Below are 19,174 nucleotides of genomic sequence, written 5' to 3' on the forward strand. Positions count from 1 at the left end.
CGGTCAACGAGATGGTGCAGAACATCCGCAATCCGCTGCGCGAACTGCCGTGAAGTGGCGGCGGGGCATGGCGCCCGCCTTGGCGATCAACCGGGCATCAACACCATGTTGTCGCGGTGCACCATCTCCGGCTCGGCCGCGTAACCCAGCAGTCGCTCGAATTCCGCTGACGGCTTGCGGCACAGCAGCCGGGCCTCCACGCTCGAATAGTTGGCCAGCCCGCGGGCCAGCTCGACACCGTCGACATCGCGTACTGCGATCACGTCGCCGCGCGAGAATTCACCCGACACGCTCGTCATGCCGATCGGCAGCAAGCTCTTGCCTTCGCCGCGCACCTTGGCAGCCGCGCCGGCGTCGACGATGACAGCCCCACGCAGCTGCAGGTGATCGGCCATCCAGCGCTTGCGCGCCTGGTGCTTGGCGGTCTGCGCCACCAGCAGCGTGCCGATGGACTCGCCGCGCGTGAGCCGCAGCAGCGCGTCGGCTTCGCGGCCCCAGGCGATGACCGTCGAGGCGCCGGAACCCGCCGCACGCTTGGCCGCAAGGATCTTGGTGATCATGCCGCCCCGCCCGATGCTCGAGCCGGCGCCGCCCGCCATGGCTTCGAGCGCCGGGTCGCCTGCGGCGGCCTCGTGCACGAACTTGGCGTCGGGTCCTTGCGCGGATCGGCCGTGTACAAGCCCTTCTGGTCGGTCAGGATGACTAGCGCATCGGCTTCGACCAGGTTGGCGACCAGCGCGCCGAGCGTGTCGTTGTCGCCGAACTTGATCTCGTCGTTGACGACGGTGTCGTTCTCGTTGATGACTGGCACCACGCCCAGGCGCAGCAAGGTGACGAGGGTCGAGCGCGCATTGAGATAGCGCTCCCGGTCTGCCAGGTCGGCATGCGTCAGCAGCACCTGCGCGCTGCCGATCTGGTTCTCGCGCAGTTTGGTCTCGTACATCTGGGCCAGGCCCATCTGCCCGACGGCCGCCGCCGCCTGCAGCTCGTGGATCGCGTGCGGCCGGGTTTTCCAGCCGAGGCGCTTCATGCCTTCGGCGATCGCGCCGCTCGACACCATGACCACTTCGCGCCCGTCGCGCACCAGCTGCGCCAGCTGCCGGCACCACTCGCCGATGGCGGCTTGTCGAGGCCGCGCCCTCGTTGGTCAAAGGCTGGAGCCCACCTTGACGACGATACGGCGGGCATCCCGCAAGGCAGTGGAACCGGAATTCGAGGTCATGAAGGAAGAAGGCGTGTTTCAGGGATGCAGCCTGCGCTGCTTGCTATCCATTTTGCAGCACCGAAGGCGCCGCGACGCGCTCAGCTTCCTTCCGGCGGCAGCGGAACGAAGCGCGGATCGACCACGACGGTCTCGTGCTCGGCCACCTGCTGGGCCTTGACCTGCTGGTACACGGCCTTGATCAGGTGCTCGCAGCCTTCGCGCGTGAGCGCCGAGATCTCGAAGACCGGGCCCTTGAAGCGCAGGCGCTTGACGAAGTCCTTGACCAGCGCCGCGCGCTCGTCGCCAGGCACCATGTCGAGCTTGTTCAGCACCAGCCAGCGCGGCTTTTCGAAGAGCGCGGCATCGTACTTCTTCAGTTCACCCACGATGGCCTTGGCCTGGGCGACCGGATCGACGGCATCGTCGAACGGCGCCATGTCGACCACGTGCAGCAGCAGGCGCGTGCGCTGCAAGTGCCGCAGGAACAGGTGACCGAGGCCGGCGCCTTCGGACGCGCCTTCGATCAGGCCGGGCAGGTCGGCGACCACGAAGCTTTGCTCCGGACCGACGCGCACCACACCCAGGTTGGGGTGCAGTGTGGTGAAGGGGTAGTCCGCAATACGGGGACGGGCATTCGAGATCGCGCTGATCAGGGTCGACTTGCCCGCATTGGGCATGCCCAGCAGGCCCACGTCGGCCAGCACCTTGAGTTCGAGCTTAAGGCTCTTCTTCTCGGGCCAGCCAGGCGTCTTCTGGCGCGGCGCACGGTTGATCGCGCTCTTGAAGCGCATGTTGCCGAAACCGCCGTCGCCGCCCTTGGCGATCGTGACGACCTCACCTTCCGTGAGCATCTCGTACAGAACCTCGCCGGTTTCGGCGTCGGTGATGATCGTGCCGACCGGCATCCTGAGGACGATGTCATCGCCCGCGGCGCCGAACATGTCGGAGCCCATGCCGTGCTCGCCGCGCTTGGCTTCGTGCCGGCGCGAGTAGCGGAAATCGACCAGGGTGTTGAGGTTCGAGTCGGCCACCGCGAACACGCCACGGCCGCCGTCGCCGCCGTTGGGGCCGCCGAACTCTTTGTACTCTCATGTCGGAACGACACGCAGCCGTTGCCGCCATCGCCCGCGGCGATGTCGATGAAGGCTTCGTCGACGAACTTCATGGGATGTCCAGTTTACAATGAAGAAGCCCCGGCAATGCGGGGCCTCGGAAAGATCGAAGTGACTGGCGGGGCTTAGGCCGCGGGCGTCACGTTGACCATGTGCTTGTTCAGCGCACCCTTGTGACCGAACGACACGTGGCCGTCGACCAGGGCGAAGAGCGTGTGGTCCTGCCCACGCCGACGTTCACGCCGGGGTGGAACTGGGTGCCGCGCTGGCGCACGATGATCGAGCCTGCGCTGATCAGTTCGCCGCCGAAGGCCTTCACGCCGAGCATCTTGGGCTTGGAATCGCGCCCGTTTCGCGTTGAGCCGCCGCCTTTTTCTGTGCCATGGGATGTGCTCCTTAGCCGGCGATCGCGCCGATTTGCAGTTCGGTGAACTGCTGGCGATGGCCTTGACGTTTTTGATAGTGCTTGCGACGGCGCATCTTGAAGATGCCGACCTTGTCGTGCTTGCCGTGCGACAGTACCGTGACTGTCACCGTTGCGCCGGACACCAGGGGCGTGCCAACCTTGATTTCAGCGCCGTTTCCGACAGCCAGAACCTGGTCGATCACGATTTCTGGCCTACGTCCGCAGCAATCTGTTCTACTTTAATTTTTTCGCCGGAAGCAACGCGATATTGCTTGCCGCCGGTTTTTATGACCGCGTACATGTAAACCTCTTAGAAATGAGTCCCCGCAGCGAATTCCGCAGAGCCCAAGATTATAGCGCGCTTTGCGACCGCCCACCACCCCGACTCTGAGACGCGCCCGGGATTCGTGCACGGCTCCCTATAATTCCGGCGTTCCGCCCCCAGGGCCGCCCTCATCTTCGCAGCGCCCCGCGCCTTCGCTTTGCCAGTTCCCGCCGCCGACACCTCCCCACCGCCACCGTGCTGGACCTGATTGCCGGCGACATGGTCGAAGTCGACCGTGTGATCGCCCTGCGACTGAACACCGGCGTTCCGCTGGTCAGCCAGGTTTCGCAATACATCATCTCGGCCGGCGGCAAGCGACTGCGGCCGGCGCTCTTGCTGCTCATGGCGGGCGCACTCGGCTACACCGGCGACCAACGCTTCAATCTGGCGGCCGTGGTGGAGTTCATCCACACCGCCACCCTGCTGCACGACGACGTGGTCGACGAGTCGACTCTGCGACGCGGTCGCGCAACCGCCAACGAATCCTTCGGCAATCCCGCCAGCGTGCTGGTGGGAGACTTCCTGTACTCGCGCGCCTTCCAGATGATGTTGGATGCAAACAACATGCGCATCATGCAGATCCTGGCCGAAGCGACCAACGTGATCGCGGAAGGCGAAGTGCTGCAGCTGATGAACATGCACGACGCCTCGCTGGACGAAGCGGCGTACCTGCGCGTGATCCGCTCCAAGACCGCCAAGCTCTTCGAGGCGAGCACCCGGTTGGCAGCCGTGCTGGCCGGCACCACGCCCGAAGTCGAAGAAGCCTGCGCCACCTATGGACAAGCGCTGGGCACCGCCTTCCAGGTGATCGACGACGTACTCGACTACGCAGGCGACGCCCAGGAAACCGGGAAGAACGTCGGCGACGACTTGCGCGAAGGCAAGACGACCTTGCCGCTGATCTTCGCCATGCAACGCGGCACGCCCGAACAGAGCGCACTTGTGCGCGCTGCCATCGAGGCCGGCGACACCGCCCAGTTAGGGAAAATCGTCGAGATCGTTCGCGAAACCGGCGCGCTGGAAGCCTCGCGCGCAGCCGCAGCCGCAGAGGCCGAACGCGCAATTCATGCATTGCGCAACCTTCCATCGAATTTGCACGCTTCAGGTTTGCTACAATTAGCGGCTCAGTTGCTTGAGCGACGTGCCTGAAACACCTCCACAGAGTTGGCATCTAGGACGAGTTTTTTTCTTGCAACCAATCGGGGTGTAGCTTAGCCTGGTAGAGCGCTACGTTCGGGACGTAGAGGCCGGAGGTTCGAATCCTCTCACCCCGACCAGTTTTTCTCGACTGGTCCAGTTTTGTCAGCGCCTGTTGCTGTGTAACGATTTACAGCACAGGCGTGTTCAGCGATGATCGTGAAGCACTTTTTCACATCTTTTGCATTCGCTGAATGGCCGCTGCCGAAATTCCCGTTAAAGAAACTACGCAGATCGCCCTTCCCGGCTTGGCGCGCGCTTTGGTGTCCGCCGGCAAGCTTGCAGCGAAATCGGCCGAAGAGATCTATCAGAAGTCGCTGAGCGGCCGCACCAGCTTCATCGCCGAATTGACCGGCACCGGCGCCGTCTCTGCAGCAGACCTCGCCCACACCCTGTCGAGCGCTTTCGGCGCCCCATTGCTCGACCTCGACGCCATCGATCACCAGCGCCTGCCCAAGGACCTGCTCGATCCGAAGCTCTGCCACGCCTACCGCATCGTCGTTCTCAGCAAGCGCAACAACCGTCTGATCGTCGCCACGGCCGACCCGTCGGACCAGCAGGCTGCGGAAAAGATCAAGTTCGCCTCGCAGATGGGCGTCGACTGGGTCATCGCCGAGTACGACAAGCTTTCGCGCATGATCGAAGCCGCCGCAGCCAGTGCGGCGGAAACGATCAACAGCATCGTCGGCACCGAGTTCGAGTTCGACGATGTCACGGCCGACACGTCGGGCGACGCCAACGAGCAGGCCATCGCCGAAGTCGAAGACGCACCCGTGGTGCGCTTCCTGCACAAGATGCTGCTCGACGCAGTGAGCATGCGGGCCTCGGACATTCACTTCGAGCCCTACGAACACCACTACCGGGTCCGTTTCCGCGTAGACGGCGAACTGCGCGAAATCGCCAGCCCGCCCACGGTCATCAAGGACAAGCTCGCCTCGCGCATCAAGGTCATTTCCCGGCTCGACATCTCGGAAAAACGCGTGCCGCAAGACGGCCGCATGAAGCTCAAGATCGGTCCCGATCGCGTGATCGACTTCCGCGTGAGCACGCTGCCCACGCTGTTCGGCGAGAAGATCGTCGTGCGTATCCTGGACCCGAGCAGCGCCCGCATGGGCATCGACGCCCTGGGCTACGACGCCGACGAGAAAGAACGGCTCCTCCACGCCATCGGCCGCCCGTATGGCATGGTGCTGGTGACCGGCCCCACGGGCTCGGGCAAGACCGTGTCGCTGTACACCTGCCTGAACCTGCTCAACCAGCCGGGCGTCAACATCGCGACGGCGGAAGATCCGTCGGAAATCAACCTGCCCGGCGTCAACCAGGTCAACGTCAACGAGAAGGCCGGCCTCACCTTCGCGGCGGCGCTGCGCGCCTTCCTGCGGCAGGATCCCGACATCATCATGGTCGGCGAAATCCGCGACCTCGAAACCGCCGACATCTCGATCAAGGCCGCGCAAACCGGCCACTTGGTGCTCTCGACGCTGCACACCAACGACGCGCCGACCACGCTGACGCGCATGCGCAACATGGGCATCGCGCCCTTCAACATTGCGTCAAGCGTGATCCTGATCACTGCCCAACGCCTTGCGCGCCGGCTGTGCATGCTGTGTCGCGTGCCGATCGACATCCCGCGCGAAGCCCTGCTTGAAGCCGGCTTCAACGAGGAAGACATCAACGGCACCTGGAAGCCGTACCGCCCGGTCGGCTGTGCCGCCTGCAGCGGCGGCTACAAGGGCCGGGTCGGCATCTACCAGGTGATGCCGATTACGGAAGCCATCCAGGAAATCATCCTGCGCGATGGCAGCGCACTGGACATCGCGAACCAATCCGAAGCCGAAGGCGTGCGCTCGCTGCGCCAGTCGGGCCTTCGCAAAGTCATGCAGGGCCTCACTTCGCTCGAAGAAGTCGTGGCCTGCACCAACCTATAACGAACACACTGAACCGGAGATCGAATGGCAACAGTGGCATCCTCCCGCTCCCAGGTCACGCACAAGGAATTCGTCTTCGAATGGGAAGGCAAGGACCGCAACGGCAAGCTGGTGCGCGGCGAGCTTCGCGCCGCCGGGGAGAACCAGGTCCAGGCGGCGCTGCGCCGTCAGGGCGTGCTGGCGTCCAAGATCAAGAAGCGCCGCATGCGCTCGGGCAAGTCGATCAAGCCCAAGGACATTGCGATCTTCACGCGCCAGCTCGCGACCATGATGAAGGCGGGCGTGCCGCTGCTGCAGTCCTTCGACATCGTGGGGCGCGGCAACGCAAATCCGAGTGTGGCCAAACTACTGAACGACATCCGTAGCGATGTCGAGACCGGCACCTCGCTGTCGGCCGCGTTCCGCAAGTTTCCGAAGTACTTCGACAACCTGTATTGCAACCTGGTGGAAGCCGGTGAGGCCGCCGGTATTCTGGAAGACCTGCTCGATCGCCTGGCGACCTACATGGAGAAGACCGAGGCGATCAAGTCGAAGATCAAGTCGGCGCTGATGTACCCGACCTCGGTGGTCGTCGTGGCCTTCGTGGTGGTCGCGATCATCATGATCTTCGTGATCCCTGCGTTCAAGCAGGTGTTCTCCTCCTTCGGTGCCGACCTGCCCGCACCGACGCTGATCGTGATGGCGATCAGCGAGTTTTTTGTTTCCTACTGGTGGCTGATCTTCGGCGTGCTCGGCGGCGGCATCTACTTCTTTTTGCAAGCCTGGAAGCGCAACGAGCGCGTCCAGAAGGTCATGGACCGCCTGCTGCTGCGCCTTCCCATCTTCGGTACGCTGATCGAAAAATCCTGCGTGGCCCGCTGGACCCGCACGCTCGCCACCATGTTCGCAGCCGGCGTTCCGCTGGTCGAGGCGCTCGATTCCGTGGGCGGCGCATCGGGCAACTCGGTGTACGGAGACGCCACCGCCAAGATCCAGCAGGAAGTCTCGACCGGCACCAGCCTGACCACGGCCATGACCAACGTCAACCTGTTCCCCCCTCGATGGTGATCCAGATGACCGCCATCGGCGAGGAATCGGGCTCCATCGATCACATGCTGGGCAAGGCCGCGGACTTCTACGAGTCCGAAGTCGACGACATGGTCGCCGGCCTTTCCAGCCTGATGGAGCCCATCATCATCGTGTTCCTCGGCGTCATCATCGGTGGCATCGTGGTGTCGATGTACCTGCCCATCTTCAAGCTCGGCCAGGTCGTCTGATGCTGGTGTCGCAGGGGTTCGACACCGCGCTCGCCGGTGTGTTGGGGCTATTGGTCGGCAGCTTCCTGAACGTGGTGATCTACCGCACGCCGATCATGATGTACCGGGGCTGGCTGAGCGATGCGGTCGCCAATCTCATGTCGTCGAAGGACATGCCTTCGCTGTGGTCGCTGGTCTTCGGCCCGAAGTCGGTGCCGCCTGCGGGCCTCGAAGCGGCGGCCGACAAAGCGGCCGAAGCCCTCGAGAAGCTGCCACCCTTCGACCTTTCGCGCCCTGCTTCGCGCTGCGGTGCCTGCGGCCACCGGATCCGCTGGTACCAGAACATCCCCGTGCTGAGCTACCTTCTGCTGCGCGGCCGATGCGCCAGCTGCAAGACGTCGATCAGCCCGCGCTATCCCCTTGTCGAGCTGATCACCGGCGGGCTGTTCGCCCTGTGCGCGCATCGCTTCGGCATCACCCCGGCAGGCGCGCTCTGGGCGGCCTTCGGCGCGGTGCTGATCTGCCAGTTCCTCATCGACTTCGACACGCAGTTCCTGCCCGATTCACTGAACTACCCCCCTGCTCTGGCTGGGCCTGATCGGTGCTGCCATGGGCTGGACCGGCGTCGCCCTGAACGCCGCAGTCTGGGGCGCCGTGTTCGGCTACCTGAGCCTGTGGCTTGTGTACCATGCCTACCGCCTGGCCACAGGCAAGGAAGGCATGGGACATGGGGACTTCAAACTGCTCGCCGCACTGGGCGCCTGGCTCGGCGCCGACTACCTCATCGCGATCATCCTCGTGTCGTCGGTGGTGGGCGCCGTGATCGGCCTCGCGCTGCGTTTTGCCGGCAAGCTGGCCCACAAGGACATCCCCATCGCCTTCGGACCGTTCCTGGCCGGTGCCGGCCTGATCTGCCTCGTGGCCGGTCCCGCGGTCGTGAAGCAATGGATTCCTTTCGCCTTCCCCTTCGGCGCCCTGGCCCTCTAGGAACAGCAGCGGCATGGCAGTGAAGCGCATCGGCCTGACCGGCGGCATCGGCAGCGGCAAGAGCACGGTCGCATCGCTGCTGTTGGCCGAAGGGGCGGTGCTCGTCGACACCGATGCCATTGCGCGCAGCATCGCGCAGGCCGGCGGTATCGCGATGCCCGCCCTCGAGTCCGCATTCGGCCCTTCAGTCATTGCCCCCCGACGGCAGCCTCGATCGGGCGGCCATGCGCCAACTGGTGTTCGCCGATGCGGGCGCCAAGGCCCGCCTCGAAGCCATCCTGCATCCGCTGATCGGCACCGAGACCCAGCGCCAGGCCGCCGCGGCCGGCGACGATGCCGTTGTCGTGTTCGATGTGCCCCTGCTGGTTGAATCGGGCCGCTGGCGCGCCCTCGTGGACCGCGTGCTGGTGGTCGATGCCCGGGAAGAAACGCAGTTGCAGCGCGTCATGACCCGTTCAGGCTGGGCCCCCGAAGCCGTGCGCGCCGTGATCGCCCAACAAGCCCCGCGCAAGGCACGCCGGGCCGCCGCCGACGCCGTGATTTACAACGAGTCGTTGACGCTCGGGGAACTGGGCACCGAGGTGCGGGGTCTCTGGAAGCTGTGGGCCGCGGCCACCACGCGATAATCGGAGACCAGCCGCCCCGGCGGCTCTATAACGATTACGACAAAAAGGCGCTCGCCACTGCAGTGCCCTCCCCCGAGATGCTTTTCAACTCGTATCCCTTCATTTTTGTCTATTTCCCGCTGGTCCTGATCGGGTTCTTCCTGATCGGCAAACGCAACACCCGCGCTGCCGCCGGCTTCCTCGGACTGGCCTCGCTGTTCTTTTACGGCTGGTGGAGCGTGCAGGCCCTGCCGCTGCTGCTCGGCTCGATCTGCGTCAACTACTGGTTCGGCCTGCAGCTGACACCCGCGCCGGGCCGCAACGACCGCAAGCGCAAGACGCTGCTGATCGCCGCGCTGGTGATCAACCTGGGCGTGCTGGCCGTCTTCAAGTACGCCAACTTCTTCCTGGAAAACGTCGACGCCGGGCTGGTCGCGGCAGGTATGACGCCCATCGATCTGGTGCACATCGTGCTGCCGATCGGCATCTCGTTCTACACCTTCACGCAGATCGCCTTCCTGGTCGACTGCTGGCAGGGCAAGGTGCATGAGCGCAGCTTCATCCACTACATGCTGTTCGTCACCTACTTCCCGCACCTGATCGCGGGTCCGGTGTTGCACCACGCGCAGATGATGCCGCAGTTCAACAGCCCGGCGACCTACAGGTTCAACGCCAGCAACGTGGCGCTCGGGCTGGGCATCTTCGTCTTCGGCCTGGCCAAGAAGATGCTGATCGCCGACCCGCTCGGGCAGTACGCCGACATGATGTTCAAGGGCGTGCACGAGGGCGTGCTGCCCTCCCTGTACACCGCGTGGTTCGGTGTGCTGGCCTACACGCTGCAGATCTATTTCGACTTCTCGGGCTACTCCGACATGGCGGTCGGCCTGTCGCTGTGCCTGGGCGTGCAGCTGCCGCTCAATTTCCGCTCGCCCTACAAGTCGACCAACATGATCGAGTTCTGGCGCCGCTGGCACATCTCGCTGTCGACCTTCCTGCGCGACTACCTCTACGTGCCGCTCGGCGGCAACCGCAAGGGCCCGGCACGCCGCTACCTCAACCTCTTCCTGACGATGCTGCTTGGCGGCCTGTGGCACGGTGCCGCCTGGACCTTCGTGATCTGGGGCGCGCTGCATGGCGCCTACCTGATGGTCAATCACTTCTGGAACGCCAAGGTGCGCCGCGGCAACACCAAGACCACCTGGTACGGCCGCGTGATCGGCTGGTTCATCACCTTCCTGTGCGTGATGATCGCCTGGGTCGTGTTCCGCGCCGACAGCATGACGGCTGCCATCGAGATCTACAAGGGCATGCTCGGCCTGCACGGCGCCCCCGTGTCGGCCTTCGGCGAGTTCCGCGTTCCGTTCCGCAAGCCCGAATTCTTCCAGACCATCCTCGTGGGCCTCGTGATCTGCCTGGCGCTGCCGCCGACGATCACCCTCGACCGCTGGATTCCGAACGTCGCCGGCCTGGCCGGACGACCCCGCCTGCAACGCCTGGCCACATGGGTCACCGGACTGGGCTGCGTCTATCTTTTCGGTCTGTGCGTGTCGAAGTTCGGCAGCTACAGCCCGTTCCTCTATTTCCAGTTCTGACATGGAAGACACGAAATCGGCCAAGGTCTGGCTCCGCATCTTCGCCGCCGGCTACCTGGTGTGCTGCGCCCTGCTGGTCGTCAGCCTCTTCACGCCCATTCCGTACGGCGACCTGACCCGCATCGGTCGCATCTCGGAGCAAGAGTTCGGCTGGCACGTACCGCCTCCGCCGATCCCTGATGCCAACGTCAAGACCTGGCCAATCCAGGAATCCGACATCCTGGTGATCGGCGACAGCTTCTCGGTGCGCTACGTCTGGCAATCGGTGCTCGTGGGCGCCGGCTACAAGCTCACCACCACGCACTGGGACAACACCGGCCCGCTGTGCGAGGACTTCGCGAGCTGGCTCCAAAAGTCCGGCTTCAAGGGCAAGGTCGTCATCGTCGAAAGCATCGAGCGCCTGCTCGAAGACCGCATCGAGAAGTCCGCGGCCTGCAAGACGATGAAGCACGCCTTCAAGCCGACCCCGCCGCCCGGTGAGAATCCGTCCAAACCAGCCCCCGGCTTCCAGCTCAACTGGGACGCCCAGTTGCTCAGCGGCTGGTTCACTTATCACAACACCCGCGCCATCCTGCGCTCCGACAGCTGGACCAACACCCCCGAGCACTGGGGCCCGCTGATCGACGCGCGCAAGGTGCCCGACGGCTGCAAGCAGTTCAGCCACCGCGCGTGCGACAAGCTGCTGGTGACCGCCGAAGACCGCGTCAACGCCCCGTTGTCGGTCGAGTCGGCACGCTTCATGAAGCGCTTCGAGAACAGCGCCGCGCCCTACAAGGTGGTATGGATGGTCGTGCCCAACAAGAGCACGGTCTATTTGCAACAAAACCATGCCGATGCGTTCAGGGCCGAATTCAACCCGCAAAATATCGGGCCGGACCTGTTCGATCTTGCGGAGAAAAACCGCTTCAAGATGACGGATCTATTTCCCGCGAACGAGACCCACGTCTCGACCCAGGGTTACATTCTTTTCGGCCAGCGTATGCTGGAGGCTGTGCGTGAGGTGCTGCCGGCACCAATTGCAAAATCGCAATGAGCTCGAACCTGATCTGAAAAGCCGATACGCGTGATCCTCTACGAGTACCCCTTCAACGAGCGCACCCGCACCTACCTGCGGCTGGAGCACCTCTTCCGCCGGCTCGGTGAACTGGTGCCCTCCGAATCGCCGCTGTCCCATCACTACGCCCTGGTCACGATCTTCGAGATCATGGACGTGGCCGCGCGAGCCGACCTCAAGGCCGACGTCATGCGCGACCTCGACAAGCACAAGAACGTGTTCAACGGCTACCGGGGCAATCCGGCCATCGCCGAAGCCGTGCTCGACCAGGTGGTCGGCCAGCTCGAGCGCAACTTCACCACACTGAACGGCGTGGCGGGCAAGGCCGGCCAGGCGCTGACGGAAAACGAGTGGCTCATGAGCATCCGCAGCCGCGCCGGCATTCCGGGCGGCACCTGCGAGTTCGACCTGCCCGCCTATTTCGCCTGGCAACACCGCCCGGCCGCCAGCCGTCGCGCCGACCTCGAACGCTGGTCGAACACCCTGTCTCCGCTGGCGTCGTCGATCTACCTGCTGCTCAAGCTGCTGCGCGACGCCGACGTGCCCTACAAGGTGATCGCGACCAACGGCCAGTTCCAGCAGAACCTGCCGCAAGGCCGCAGCTTCCAGCTGCTGCGCCTGCGCATCGACCCGAAGCTGGGCCTGATTCCTGAAATCAGCGGCAACCGCCTCATGGTGTCCGTGCGCCTCATGCGGCACGACAAGGACGATCGCCTCCATCCAAGCTCGGACGACGCGCCTTTCGAGCTGACTCTCTGCGCATGACCGAGGTGAACGACAAGGGCGAGCGGATCGTCCGTTGCCCCACGTGCGGCGGCGACAGCGTCTATGCGCCGAGCAACAGCTACCGCCCGTTTTGCAGCGCGCGCTGCAAGGGCATCGACCTGGGCGCCTGGGCCAGCGAAGAGTTCCGGATGCCGACCGAGGCCCCGCCCGACGACGATCCGTTCGGCGACCCGAAGGTCCAGTAACCGCCCCGCCGCGCCGACGACTACTTGCCGCCTGCGTCCTCGTCCAGCAACGCCGGATCCATGTAGGTCGCAAAGCTGCGCGCATAGCGCGGCCGGAGGTGACCGATGTCCTTGTACGCCGGCGAACCATCGTCCGGCATGCTGCGCAGGCACTGGCCGTCAGTGCACAAGCTGGCGAACGGCGCAATCACCTGCGCGCCATTGGCTTCGGCCACCTGCTTCAGCCGCGCATTGAACTGCGCCTGGTCTTCCGGCAACGGGGCCTTGCCTTGCTCGCTGACGCGCATCCCGCCCAAGCGGCTGCCCTCGATCTGCTTGAGCGGATCGAAATCCATGCCGACCGGGTTGCCGAGCACCAGGTAGACCTTCTTGTGCGCCGCGGACAGACGCCTCAGCACCTCGCCCAGCGACTGGAGCGCCAGGTCAACGCCGTCGCCGTTCTGGAACGGGTGCACGACCTTCTTGTCGTCGACGAAATAGTTCACCGCAGGTCCGACGCCGGTGAAATAGCAGCTCCAGCAGGCCCCGAGCACCACCGAGTCGATTTCCGGTTGGAGCGCCAGATCGAGCACGGCCGCGCGCCGCGCGTCGCAGGCCGTGTCGGCACCGCTGAACAGGCCCGGCACCGGCGGGCACGATCCCTTGGTCGCAAAGTACACCGTGCGGGCCTTGTCGGGCTGCGTGCGCCCCAGCTCGAGTGCGCGCGGCGCATATTGCTCGACGTGGCTGTCGCCGATCAGCAGCACGTTGTGTTTGCCGTTGCCGGTGCGGTAAACGAACTGGCCACCGAGTGCAGATTCCTCGAAGCCCCCGTAGTAGTTGTCTTCGCGCGTCGCATCGGCCACGGCTTGCAGTGCCTGGCTGTCGTGGCGCGGCTGCGGCATGCCCAGGAACACCAGCACGCCGACCAGCGCCAGCGCCGCGCCGCCGGCGGCCAGCCCGCGCAGCATGCCCTGCGAGAGGTGCAGTTTGACAAAGCGCTCCACGAAACGGTACGTGACCCAGGCCAGGACGACCGAAGCCACCACCATCGCGATGCGCACCTGCAGCGAGGGCTCGCCGCCCGCGACGATGCGCGCATACGAAAGCAGCGGCCAGTGCCACAGGTACAACGGGTAGCTGATGAGGCCGATCCACACCATCACACGGTTCGACAGCAGGTACTTGTTCAGCACGCCGTTCGGACCTGCGGCGATGCAGCTCACCGCGCCGAGCACCGGCAGCAACGCCCACCAGCCGGGAAACGCCTTGGTGCTGCGCGTCATGAAAAGGCCCAGCACGATCAGTCCCAGGCCGACCACCGACTGCACGTGCTTCAGCATCGGCCGCGCATCCGCCGACGTCGACGTCGGCTGGAGGCGCATGACCGCCAGCAGGCCACCGGCCATCAGCTCCCACGCGCGCGACAGCGGCGAATAGAACGCCGCGGCGCGGTACGGCTGTACCGTGAGCACGTTGACCAGGAACGAAATGATGGCCACCGCCAGCGTCACCCGCAGGATCGGCCAGCGCTTGCGCCAGGCCAGCCCCAGCAGCAGCGGCCAGAAAATGTAGAACTGCTCCTCGATACCCAATGACCACAGGTGCAGCAGCGGCTTGGTCTCCGCCGTGGCATCGAAGTACCCCGCTTCACCGAGGAACACCAGGTTGGCGAAGAAAGCGGCCCCGCCGGTGGTCTGCTTGCCGAGCTGCGAGAACTCGCCGGGCAGCAGCACGTACCAGCCGAACGCCAGCGTGGCGAGCAGCACCAGCACCAGCGCGGGAAAGATGCGCCGAATGCGTCGCTCGTAGAAGTCGCGGTAGGTGAAGTCGCCCGCCGCAAGGCTCTGGAGAAGGATGGTCGTGATCAGGAAGCCCGAAATCACGAAGAAGACGTCGACCCCGATGAAGCCGCCGGGCAGCAGGCTCGGGAAGGCGTGGTACGCCAGCACCGAGCCCACCGCGATGGCGCGCAGGCCGTCAATGTCCGGGCGGTACTTGGGATGCATCGTCGGTCCGGCGGGCTCGCTCAGCGCGCCGGCTGTTGCGCGGCGGCTGGTGCGCTGCGCACCGTGCGGTCGAAATAGCTCGCCTCTTCCCGGGTGTAGCGCGGACGCAGGTGGTCAGCGTCCTTGTGTAAGCGGGGGCGCCGTCGGGCAGCGTGCGCAGGCACTGGTCGTTCTTGCACAGCACCGACATGGCGTCGATCGGTTCCGCCCCGCTCGCCTGCGCGATGGCGCGCAGCCGGTCGTTGAGCTGCTTCTGGTCGGCCGGCAGCGGCGCGGTCGGGGTCGAGGACATGGCCTCCATGTGCGTCAGGCGACTGCCTTCGATCAGCCGCTTGGGCGTGAACTCCGGGCCGCCGGGGTTGTCGAGCAGCAGGTAGACCTTCTTGTGCCGCGCGAGTTCGCGCAGCGTGAACTCCATCGACGCCAGGGAACGCTCGATGCCGTCACCGTTCTGGAACGGATGGCGCTTGTTGTCGGCGTCGCGGAAGTAGTAGTCCAGCGCGCCCTGGCCGATGAAGTAGCAGTTCCAGCAACCGCCGATCACCACCGAGTCGACCTCGGGGCCCATCGCGTAGGCCAGCATGGCATCGCGCCGTTCGGCGCAGCCGATATTCTTGTCTGCATGCACGCCCGGCACGGCCGGGCAGGCACCCTGGGTCACGAACCAGGCCGACTTGTCTGGCATCGACAGCGTGCGGGCCAGCTCCATCACGCGCGGTGCGTACTGCTGCACATGGCTGTCGCCCAGGAACAGCACGCGCTTCGGGCCACTGCCGACCTTGTAGACCAGCTGCTCGCCGATCTGATCGAGCTTGAAGCCCTCGTAGTCGCCGTCCAGCGTGGCGTTGGCCACGACCTGCAGCCGGGCGCTGTTATTGCGCGGCTCCGGCACGCCCAGAAAGATCGCGACACCCGCGGCGGCCGCCAGCACCATGCCCGCGCCCAGTGCCTTGAGCGTTCCCGCGCCGAGCCGGTTGCGTGCGAAGCGCTCGACAAAGCGGTAGGTCGCCCACGCCAGCAGCACGCTCGCCACCATCGCGCCCGCGCGATAGACCGGCGACGGGTGCAGCGGATCGGCTTCCACGATGCGCACGAAAGCCAGCAGCGGCCAGTGCCACAGGTACAGCGGGTAGCTGATGAGGCCGATCCACACCATCACACGGTTCGACAGCAGGTACTTGTTCAGCACGCCGTTCGGCCCGCGGCGATGCAGCTCACCGCGCCCAGCGTCGGCAGCAGCGCCCACCAGCCCGGGAACGCCTTGTTGCTGCGGATCATCACCAACCCGAGCACGATCAGGCCCACGCCCAGCACCGACTGCACGTGGCTGCGCCACGCATTCGGTGCCGGCGGCTTCAGGCGCATGCACGCCAGGATGCCGCCGACCATCAGCTCCCAGAAGCGGGAGGCCGGCGAATAGAACGACGCCGCGGGCAGCGGATGCACCGTCGTCACGTTGATCAGGAACGACACCGCTGCCACCGCGAGCACCACGCGCACCATCGGCCAGCGCTTGCGCCAGGCCAACCCCAGCAGCAGCGGCCAGAAAATGTAGAACTGCTCCTCGATGCCCAGCGACCACAGGTGCAGCAGCGGCTTGGTTTCGGCCGCCGTATCGAAGTAGCCCGACTCGCTCCAGAACACCAGGTTGGCGACAAGGCCGAGGCCCCACGGTCTGCTTGCCGAGTTCCGCGAACTCGTCGGACAGCAGCAGGTACCAGCCCGCGCACAGGGTCGCCAGCAGCACCACGATCAGGGCCGGAAAGATCCGGCGGATGCGGCGCGCGTAGAAGTCGCGGTAGGTGAAGTCACCCGCCGCGAGGCTTTGCAGAATGATGGTCGTGATCAGGAAACCCGAGATCACGAAGAAGATGTCGACCCCGATGAAGCCGCCCATCAGCGCGGTCGGGAACGCGTGGTACACCAGCACGGCGCCCACCGCAATGGCACGCAGGCCGTCAATGTCCGGACGGTACTTGGGGTGCATCAATCGGTCAGTGGGCCGGCGCGATGACTGGCGGCGGCACGAACGGCAGACCGCGCTCCTCCGACAGCCACTGCAGCACGGGAACGCCCCGGCAACACCGGCGCCACCTCGAGCGGCAACTGCTGCCAGGCCATGGACTGGCTCTCGCGCATTTCGAATTCGCCGGTCCAGTCCGTCACCTTGCACCAGTGCAGGCGCACCAGCGCGTGCGGGTAGTCGTGCTCCGTGACCTTCCAGACCTCGGCGCCGCCGATGGTGATGCCCAGTTCTTCCTGCAGCTCGCGGCGCAGGGCTTCTTCGACCGTTTCACCGGCCTCGATCTTGCCGCCCGGAAACTCCCAGTAGCCCGCGTAGGCCTTGCCTTCGGGCCGCGTGGTGAGCAGCAGCGCATCGTCGGCCAGCCGGATCAGCACGCCGACGGCCACTTCGGTGTGCTTGCGCGCCGATTTCACAGCCTCGCTCACGCGCCAGCCCGCCCTGCGTAGTCGCGCGCGAACTGGTAGGCCACGCGGCGCTGCGCGAGCCGCGCTCCAGCGCCCACACGAGCGCCTCAGGCCGCGCTGCGGCGATGGCCGCTTCGTCGACGCCGAACGACGAGAGCCACTGGCCCACGATCGTCAGGTATTCGTTCTGGCTGAAGGGGTAGCTCACCCAGAGGCCGAAGCGCTCCGACAGCGAAATCTTTTCTTCGATCACCTCACCCGGATGGACTTCGCCATCTTCGGTGTGGGTGTACGAGAGGTTGTCCTTCATGTACTCGGGCAGCAGGTGGCGCCGGTTGCTGGTCGCGTAGATCAGCACGTTGGGCGTCGAGGCGGCAATCGATCCGTCGAGGATCGACTTGAGCGCCTTGTAGCCCGGCTCACCTTCGTCGAAGCTCAGGTCGTCGCTGAAGACGATGAACTCTCGGGACGCTGCGAGACCACCTCGACGATGTCAGGCAGGTCGACCAGCTCGGCCTTGTCGACTTCGATCAGGCGCAGGCCCTGCGGCGCATAGGCCTGCAGGCAGGCGCGGATCAGCGACGACTTGCCCGTGCCGCGTGCGCCGGTCAGCAGCACGTTGTTGGCCGGCTTGCCTTCGACGAACTGGCGCGTGTTGCGCTCGATCTTTTCCTTCTGGACGTCGATTTCCTTCAGCGAATCGAGCGCCATCGTGGCCACGTGCTTCACGGGCTCCAGCACGCCATGGCCGGAGCTGCGGCGACGGTAGCGCCACGCGATGGAAGCGCTCCAGTCGGTCGGCGCAGCCAGCGGTTGCGGCAGGATCGATTCGATGCGGCCGATGAGCTGCTCGGCGCGCTCGATCAGCTTCTGGAACTGCTCGTTCATGACCGGTAGTCGGCGTTGATCGTGACGTATTCGTGGCTGAAGTCGCAGGTCCACACGGTTTCGGTGGCGGTGCCGCGGCCCAGGCCGATGCGCACGGTGATTTCGCTCTGCTTCATCACGCGCTGGCCGTCTTCCTCGCGGTACGACGGGTTGCGCCCGCCCTTCACGGCCACGTGCACGTCATCCAGGAACAGGTCGATGCCGGTCTGGTCAAGGTCGGCAATGCCGGCATAGCCGACGGCCGCCAGAATGCGGCCCAGGTTCGGGTCGCTGGCGAAGAAGGCGGTCTTGACCAGCGGCGAATGCGCCACGGCATACGCCACCTGGCGGCACTCGGCCGTGTCCTTGCCGCCGTCGACCTGGATGGTGATGAACTTGGTCGCGCCTTCGCCGTCGCGCACGATGGCTTGCGCCAGCAGGCGGGCCACGTCGCGCATCGCGGCCACGAGCGCCTGGCCGTCGGCCGAGTCGAGCGAGGTGATGGTCGCGTGCGCGGCCTTCTGCGTGGCGATGACCACGAACGAGTCATTGGTCGAGGTGTCGCCGTCGATGGTCACGCGGTTGAACGAGGCATCGGCCAGCTGCTTGGCCAGCGGCTGGATCAGCGACGGGTCGATCTTCGCGTCGGTTGCCATGAAGCCGAGCATGGTCGCCATGTTCGGGCGGATCATGCCGGCGCCCTTGCTGATGCCGGTGATGGTGACCGTGGCGCCGCCGATCTGCACCCGGCGGCTGAACGCCTTCGGGATCGTGTCGGTGGTCATGATGCCTTCGGCGGCACGGCCCCAGTTGCTTTCCGAGGCGTCGGCCAGCGCGGCCGGCAGGCCGGCTTCGATGCGGTCCACGGGCAGCGGCTCCATGATCACGCCGGTCGAGAACGGCAGGATCTGCTCGGGTGCCAGCTCCAGGTGGCGGGCCAGCGCGATGCAGGTCGAGCGCGTGCGCATCAGGCCGTCTTCGCCGGTGCCGGCGTTGGCATTGCCGGTGTTGATCACCATCGCGCGGATGCCGTAGTTGGCCGCCAGATGGTCGCGGCAGACCTGCACGGGTGCCGCGCAGAAACGGTTCTGCGTGAACACGCCGCCGACCGCCGAGCCTTCGTCGATCAGCACGACGGTCAGGTCCTTGCGGTTGGCCTTGCGCACGCCGGCTTCGGCCACGCCGATGCGGACGCCGGGCACCGCGAACAAGGCGGCAGGATCAGGGGCGGACAGGTTCACGGGCATGGGATTTCTCTCAATAAAAAGTGAGG

General features: G+C 65.3%; 8 protein-coding genes, 1 tRNA gene and 10 pseudogenes. 10 read left to right on the plus strand and 9 right to left on the minus strand.

Going from position 1 to position 19,174, the window contains the following annotated elements; translation table 11 throughout:
- Positions 1-86: 86 nt before the first annotated feature.
- The 4 pseudogenes from proB to rplU form a co-directional block, all read right to left on the minus strand.
- Positions 87-1,222 (minus strand): annotated as a pseudogene (proB, locus tag GFK26_RS00005) (glutamate 5-kinase).
- An 80-nt stretch (positions 1,223-1,302) separates the two neighbouring features.
- Positions 1,303-2,369: pseudogene (gene cgtA / locus GFK26_RS00010) on the minus strand (Obg family GTPase CgtA).
- A gap of 72 nt (positions 2,370-2,441) precedes the next feature.
- A pseudogene (locus GFK26_RS00015) lies at positions 2,442-2,644 on the minus strand (50S ribosomal protein L27).
- A gap of 68 nt (positions 2,645-2,712) precedes the next feature.
- Positions 2,713-3,023 (minus strand): annotated as a pseudogene (gene rplU, locus GFK26_RS00020) (50S ribosomal protein L21).
- Between the two features lie 243 nt (positions 3,024-3,266).
- Here rplU and GFK26_RS00025 point away from each other — a divergent pair.
- The 10 genes and pseudogenes from GFK26_RS00025 to GFK26_RS00070 all read left to right on the plus strand — a co-directional run bounded on the left by GFK26_RS00025 (position 3,267) and on the right by GFK26_RS00070 (position 12,616).
- Positions 3,267-4,196, plus strand: a complete 930-nt coding sequence (locus GFK26_RS00025; RefSeq protein WP_153285800.1) for a polyprenyl synthetase family protein — start codon at positions 3,267-3,269, stop codon at positions 4,194-4,196.
- 51 nt (positions 4,197-4,247) lie between these two features.
- Positions 4,248-4,324, plus strand: a tRNA-Pro gene (locus GFK26_RS00030).
- Positions 4,325-4,438: 114 nt separating this feature from the next.
- Entirely contained in the window at positions 4,439-6,172 is a 1,734-nt protein-coding gene (pilB, locus tag GFK26_RS00035; protein WP_101488972.1) for a type IV-A pilus assembly ATPase PilB, read from the plus strand.
- 24 nt (positions 6,173-6,196) lie between these two features.
- Positions 6,197-7,428 (plus strand): annotated as a pseudogene (locus tag GFK26_RS00040) (type II secretion system F family protein).
- Positions 7,428-8,394: pseudogene (locus tag GFK26_RS00045) on the plus strand (prepilin peptidase). Before GFK26_RS00040 ends, GFK26_RS00045 begins: the two co-directional pseudogenes overlap by 1 nt.
- Before the next feature lie 13 nt (positions 8,395-8,407).
- A pseudogene (gene coaE / locus GFK26_RS00050) lies at positions 8,408-9,020 on the plus strand (dephospho-CoA kinase).
- A 77-nt stretch (positions 9,021-9,097) separates the two neighbouring features.
- Positions 9,098-10,591, plus strand: coding sequence for an MBOAT family O-acyltransferase (locus tag GFK26_RS00055; RefSeq protein ID WP_153280310.1), 1,494 nt, complete (start codon positions 9,098-9,100; stop codon positions 10,589-10,591).
- A gap of 1 nt (position 10,592) precedes the next feature.
- The gene (locus tag GFK26_RS00060) at positions 10,593-11,624 is read left to right on the plus strand and encodes a hypothetical protein (protein WP_153280311.1); all 1,032 of its coding nucleotides are present in this window, start codon (positions 10,593-10,595) and stop codon (positions 11,622-11,624) included.
- Positions 11,625-11,654: 30 nt separating this feature from the next.
- The gene (gene zapD / locus GFK26_RS00065; RefSeq protein WP_153280312.1) at positions 11,655-12,410 is read left to right on the plus strand and encodes a cell division protein ZapD; all 756 of its coding nucleotides are present in this window, start codon (positions 11,655-11,657) and stop codon (positions 12,408-12,410) included.
- On the plus strand, positions 12,407-12,616 hold the full coding sequence (locus tag GFK26_RS00070) for a DNA gyrase inhibitor YacG (RefSeq protein ID WP_153280313.1): 210 nt from the start codon (positions 12,407-12,409) through the stop codon (positions 12,614-12,616). Before zapD ends, GFK26_RS00070 begins: the two co-directional genes overlap by 4 nt.
- A gap of 20 nt (positions 12,617-12,636) precedes the next feature.
- Here GFK26_RS00070 and GFK26_RS00075 read toward each other — a convergent pair whose 3' ends face one another.
- The 5 genes and pseudogenes from GFK26_RS00075 to argJ all read right to left on the minus strand — a co-directional run bounded on the left by GFK26_RS00075 (position 12,637) and on the right by argJ (position 19,148).
- Positions 12,637-14,604 (minus strand): acyltransferase family protein, encoded by a 1,968-nt coding sequence (locus tag GFK26_RS00075; protein WP_153280314.1) that lies wholly within the window; start codon positions 14,602-14,604, stop codon positions 12,637-12,639.
- Positions 14,605-14,624: 20 nt separating this feature from the next.
- A pseudogene (locus GFK26_RS34640) lies at positions 14,625-16,591 on the minus strand (acyltransferase family protein).
- A gap of 7 nt (positions 16,592-16,598) precedes the next feature.
- Positions 16,599-17,043: pseudogene (locus GFK26_RS00085) on the minus strand (NUDIX domain-containing protein).
- 8 nt (positions 17,044-17,051) lie between these two features.
- Positions 17,052-17,922, minus strand: a pseudogene (locus tag GFK26_RS00090) (ATP-binding protein).
- Positions 17,919-19,148 carry a bifunctional glutamate N-acetyltransferase/amino-acid acetyltransferase ArgJ gene (argJ, locus tag GFK26_RS00095; protein ID WP_153280315.1) on the minus strand — a complete coding sequence of 410 codons (1,230 nt, stop codon included), beginning with the start codon at positions 19,146-19,148 and terminating at the stop codon, positions 17,919-17,921. The pseudogene GFK26_RS00090 and the gene argJ overlap by 4 nt, the downstream one beginning before the upstream one ends.
- Positions 19,149-19,174: the final 26 nt, after the last annotated feature.

This window comes from Variovorax paradoxus (assembly GCF_009498455.1).
Classification (GTDB): domain Bacteria; phylum Pseudomonadota; class Gammaproteobacteria; order Burkholderiales; family Burkholderiaceae_C; genus Variovorax; species Variovorax paradoxus_H.

What these genes read in the sequence shown, in the direction of transcription:
- argJ (WP_153280315.1), bottom strand. Translation starts at nt 19,148, where the DNA reads ATGCCCGTGAACCTGTCCGCCCCTGATCCTGCCGCCTTGTTCGCGGTG.
- GFK26_RS00025 (WP_153285800.1), top strand. Translation starts at nt 3,267, where the DNA reads ATGGTCGAAGTCGACCGTGTGATCGCCCTGCGACTGAACACCGGCGTT.
- pilB (WP_101488972.1), top strand. Translation starts at nt 4,439, where the DNA reads ATGGCCGCTGCCGAAATTCCCGTTAAAGAAACTACGCAGATCGCCCTT.
- GFK26_RS00055 (WP_153280310.1), top strand. Translation starts at nt 9,098, where the DNA reads ATGCTTTTCAACTCGTATCCCTTCATTTTTGTCTATTTCCCGCTGGTC.
- GFK26_RS00075 (WP_153280314.1), bottom strand. Translation starts at nt 14,604, where the DNA reads ATGCATCCCAAGTACCGCCCGGACATTGACGGCCTGCGCGCCATCGCG.
- GFK26_RS00060 (WP_153280311.1), top strand. Translation starts at nt 10,593, where the DNA reads ATGGAAGACACGAAATCGGCCAAGGTCTGGCTCCGCATCTTCGCCGCC.
- GFK26_RS00070 (WP_153280313.1), top strand. Translation starts at nt 12,407, where the DNA reads ATGACCGAGGTGAACGACAAGGGCGAGCGGATCGTCCGTTGCCCCACG.